The following is a 3,824-nucleotide window of genomic DNA, read 5'->3' on the forward strand; positions in this document are numbered from 1 at the left end:
GCCGGTCCTCGGGTTGTGGCGGCCGGGCCGGACCCCCCCCGCGGGGGCGGTCCGGCCCGGGACCTGTGCTCCTGTCGCCCTTTCTTCGTAGCCGACGGCCATGCGGATGGGCGGGCTCCGTCAGCCTCACCACCGGCGGTTAACCCGTTGGAGGGAAGCAGGAGGACACGGCCAAGCCGTCCGGGGACCGGGGGCGAAGACGGGGTGTGAGAGGAGCCCGAAGCGTCCACGGGCCTCACCGGCCGCGCGGGACCTCCGCGCGGCCGCCCATCCGCACAGGAGGTAGAAGACATGGTGGCTGTACGACGAGGTCTGGCAGTGGCGCTGGCGGCAGGTGCCCTGGTGGTGGCGGGCGCGTCGGCGGCGTCCGCCGACGCGGACGCGCACGGCGTGGCCGCGTACTCGCCGGGAGTCGGCTCGGGCAACCTCATCCAGGTCCCCATCCACATCCCCGTCAACGCGTGCGGGAACAGCGTCAGCATCATCGGGCTGCTGAACCCGGCCTTCGGGAACACCTGCATCAACGCCTGACCGCGGACCGGGAGAGCTCCGGTCCGCTGCCGACTAACGGGGCGGCACGGACCGGTGACCCTCCGGGCGCGGGGCGGGACGCGCTGTACGCGTGCCGCCCCGCGCTCCGGGCGGGTCGGCTGCGGGTGGCTGTCGGCACAGCCACCCGCAGTACCCGGGTGCTGCCGGCTACCAGGTGAGGACCGCGATGACCTGCTTACCGCGGTCCGAGGGGCTGACGAAGAGTCGGGCTCCCAGCGCCCGTACGATCTGCAGGCCGCGCCCGCTGGTCTCGGCGCCGTCCAACCCGTCACCGGGGGCGGACAGGCTGGCGGAACCGTCGCTGACCGCGACGCCCACCCGCCCCTCCTCCAGGCCGACCGTGAGCGCGTACGGGCCCGGCGCGTGCAGGACCGCGTTGGTGACGAGCTCGGAGACGATCAGTACGAGGTCCTCGGCGATACCGGGCGGGCAGGCGGCCGGGTCCAGGGCCAGCATGCGTGCCGTGCTGTGGCGGGCGTACCGGGCGGCCTGAGCCCTCGACGGGAGCGGGACGTGCAGCGTGGCCGGACCCGTGCGGGGCGGGGCGGTGGTGTCCATGATCATTCCTCCCGGTGGGCGGCTCCGGCACCGGATGCCGGGGCGCGGGGAGCGGGAGTGGGGTCCCGGGTGTCCCGGAACCCCACGAAGGCCGCCCGGCGGTCACCACTTGTCGTGGCAGTTCCAGTGGGCGGGCACCCAGTGGCTCACGTAGTGGCCGGGCACCCAGTGCTGCTTCCAGTGGCCCTTGCCCCACCATCCGTCGTGCCACGTGCCGTGGTGGTCGCGGTAGCCGTGGTGCCAGGTGCCTGTGTGCCACTTCCACTCGTAGTGGCCCTTGACCCACTTCTCGGCCCACTGGCCCTTCACCCAGGTGCAACGCTCGTGGCGGTCCCAACGGTCGTGCCGGTCGTGTCGGTCGCCGGTGACCACCGAGGCCGCCGCGGACGGTGCGGGCGCGGCGTTCGCCGTGGCGGAGACGCCCAGTACGGACGCGCCGGCCAGCAGTCCCGCCGACGCCGCCCCGGCCACCAGCCGCCGTATGCGCAGGGATGCGGTCATCGCACTCACCTCCTTCGATCCTGTCGGTTGTGCAATCGGTGTGCTGTGGGGCCTTTCAAAAGCCCCATGTGAACCATTCGTGACGAAGTGCGCGGTGGATTGCGTATCCCGCAAGCGGTTCGGATGCCCCCGGGCCTCCCCACAGCCTCCGCACCCGTCGCGCGAGTCAACAGCGACGGGCGTTTTCACTCATTCGGGGGTCTGACCAATCCGTCGGGCGCCGACTGCCGAATGGAGGGTGTGAGCAGCTTCCGCAGCAAACTCCTCCGCGCCGCGACGGGCGCAGTGGCCGGACTCCTGGCCGCGTTCACCGCTTTGGCCGTGGCCGAGCTGGTGGCCGGGCTGGTGCGGCCGGCAGCCGGGCCGGTGACGGTGGTGGGCGGTGCGGTGATCGACCGGACCCCTGCTGCGGTGAAGGACTTCGCCATCCGCACGTTCGGAGAGAACGACAAGGTCGTCCTCCAACTGGGGATCCTGGCGGTCCTCGCCCTCATCGCGGTGGGCGTCGGCGTCTGGGCCCTGTCCCACCGGCGGGCCGGCGCTGCGGGGGTGCTGCTGTTCGGGGTGATCGGCGCTGCCGCGGCCCTCAGCCGTCCCGACTCAGCAGGTGTCGGTGACGCACTGCCCTCCGTCGCCGGGGCAGCCGCGGGAGCCGTCGCCCTGTACGTGCTGGCGGCCAAAGCCGCCCCCTCCCCCGCGCCGGACGGTCCGGACGGGCAGGCGGGCACCGCCGGGTGGAGCAGGCGCGGGTTCCTCGCCGCTGCGGGTGCGACCGCCGCCGCGGCGGCGTCGGCCGGCGCGCTGGGCCGCTACTTCACCGGCCGACAGGGGCAGGGGGCCGTCGCCTCCCGGAAAGCGCTGGTTCTTCCCGAGCCAGCCTCCCCCGCTCCCGCCGTCCCGGCTGGCGTCCAGCTGAAGGTCCCCGGCATCACCGCCTTCACCACCCCCAACTCCGACTTCTACCGTGTCGACACCGCGCTCACCGTGCCGAGAGTCGACGCGGGCACCTGGCGGCTGCGGATCCGCGGCCGCGGCGTCACCCGCCCCCGCACGTACACCCTCGAAGAGCTCCTCGCCCGCCCCCTGATCGAACGCGACATCACCCTGACCTGCGTCTCGAACGAGGTCGGCGGCCCCTACATCGGCAACGCCCGCTGGCTCGGCATCCCCCTCGCCCCCCTCCTGGAGGAGGCGGGCGTCCGCCCGCCCTCACGGGGCGGACGGGCCGACCAGCTGGTGGCGCGCTCGGTGGACGGCATGACGCTCGGCTCGCCCGTCGAGGACCTGATGGACGGACGCGACGCCATGCTCGCCGTCGGCATGAACGGCGAACCCCTGCCCTTCGACCACGGCTTCCCCGTCCGCATGCTCGTCCCGGGACTGTACGGCTACGTGTCGGCCTGCAAATGGATCGAGGACATCGAGCTCACCACCTTCGACGCCTACGACCCGTACTGGGTCAAGCGGAAGTGGGCGCAGAGGGCGCCGATCAAGACGCAGGCCCGTATCGACACCCCGAAGCCCTTCGCCCGGCCCGCCGCCGGACCCGTCACCGTCGCCGGCGTCGCCTGGGCCCAGCGCCGCGGCATCACCCGCGTCGAGGTACGCGTCGACGAAGGCCCCTGGCAGGACGCCGACCTCGCCGCGCAGGACACCGTCGACACCTGGCGCCAGTGGTCCTACCGCTGGAACGCCGCCCCCGGCGGCCACACCCTCACCGTCCGCGCCACCGACGCAACCGGAACCGTCCAGACCGAACAGCGCACCCGCACCGTCCCCGACGGTGCCAGCGGCCGGCACAGCGTGTTCGTCACCGTCCCCTAGACCACCCGGGACAGCGGGACGACCGCCGCCCCGGGCAGCACAACCACCCACCTCAAAAAGTCAATTGAGAAGCCCTTCAAGGAGCTACCGACCATGAACACCACCAGGATCCGCCGCACCGCGATCGCCGTCGCCGCCGCAGCCCTGCTGCCCCTGTCCCTCGCCGCCTGCTCCGACTCCGGCAGCGACACCAAGGCCACCGCCTCCGCAGCCGCCGGCGACGAGGCCCAGACCGGCGCCAGCACCCCCGCCACCGACCCGATGACCGGCGACCAGCCCTTCGGCCCGGCCTGTGCGGGCGTGCCCAAGGAGGGCGCGGGCTCCTTCGACGGCATGGCCAAGGACCCCGTCGCCACCGCCGCCTCCAACAACCCGGCCCTGTCCACCCT

At 73.1% G+C, this 3,824-nt stretch carries 4 protein-coding genes and 1 pseudogene; 3 read left to right on the plus strand and 2 right to left on the minus strand.

Features of this window, described 5'->3' with window-relative positions; genetic code table 11:
• Positions 1 to 291: 291 nt before the first annotated feature.
• Positions 292 to 531, plus strand: coding sequence for a chaplin (locus tag ACZ7JZ_RS35835; protein ID WP_470947316.1), 240 nt, complete (start codon positions 292 to 294; stop codon positions 529 to 531).
• A gap of 168 nt (positions 532 to 699) precedes the next feature.
• Here the strand turns inward: ACZ7JZ_RS35835 and ACZ7JZ_RS35840 are convergent, their stop codons facing one another.
• Both ACZ7JZ_RS35840 and ACZ7JZ_RS35845 read right to left on the minus strand, forming a co-directional pair.
• Positions 700 to 1,110 carry an ATP-binding protein gene (locus ACZ7JZ_RS35840; RefSeq protein ID WP_470947319.1) on the minus strand — a complete coding sequence of 137 codons (411 nt, stop codon included), beginning with the start codon at positions 1,108 to 1,110 and terminating at the stop codon, positions 700 to 702.
• 102 nt (positions 1,111 to 1,212) lie between these two features.
• Positions 1,213 to 1,611: a hypothetical protein gene (locus ACZ7JZ_RS35845; RefSeq protein ID WP_470947322.1), complete on the minus strand. Its 399-nt coding sequence runs from the start codon at positions 1,609 to 1,611 to the stop codon at positions 1,213 to 1,215.
• Between the two features lie 231 nt (positions 1,612 to 1,842).
• On the opposite strand from ACZ7JZ_RS35845, the gene ACZ7JZ_RS35850 reads away from it, so the two are divergent.
• Both ACZ7JZ_RS35850 and ACZ7JZ_RS35855 read left to right on the plus strand, forming a co-directional pair.
• Complete coding sequence (locus ACZ7JZ_RS35850; RefSeq protein ID WP_470947324.1) at positions 1,843 to 3,435, plus strand: molybdopterin-dependent oxidoreductase; 1,593 nt, start codon at positions 1,843 to 1,845, stop codon at positions 3,433 to 3,435.
• Between the two features lie 93 nt (positions 3,436 to 3,528).
• A pseudogene (locus ACZ7JZ_RS35855) lies at positions 3,529 to 3,824 on the plus strand (fasciclin domain-containing protein); the annotation flags it as partial.

The organism is Streptomyces sp. NPDC038213 (assembly GCF_055600495.1).

Bases quoted from the DNA above. Each gene is read 5' to 3' on its own strand.
- ACZ7JZ_RS35835 (WP_470947316.1), top strand. From the start codon at position 292: ATGGTGGCTGTACGACGAGGTCTGGCAGTGGCGCTGGCGGCAGGTGCC.
- ACZ7JZ_RS35840 (WP_470947319.1), bottom strand. From the start codon at position 1,110: ATGGACACCACCGCCCCGCCCCGCACGGGTCCGGCCACGCTGCACGTC.
- ACZ7JZ_RS35845 (WP_470947322.1), bottom strand. From the start codon at position 1,611: ATGACCGCATCCCTGCGCATACGGCGGCTGGTGGCCGGGGCGGCGTCG.
- ACZ7JZ_RS35850 (WP_470947324.1), top strand. From the start codon at position 1,843: ATGGAGGGTGTGAGCAGCTTCCGCAGCAAACTCCTCCGCGCCGCGACG.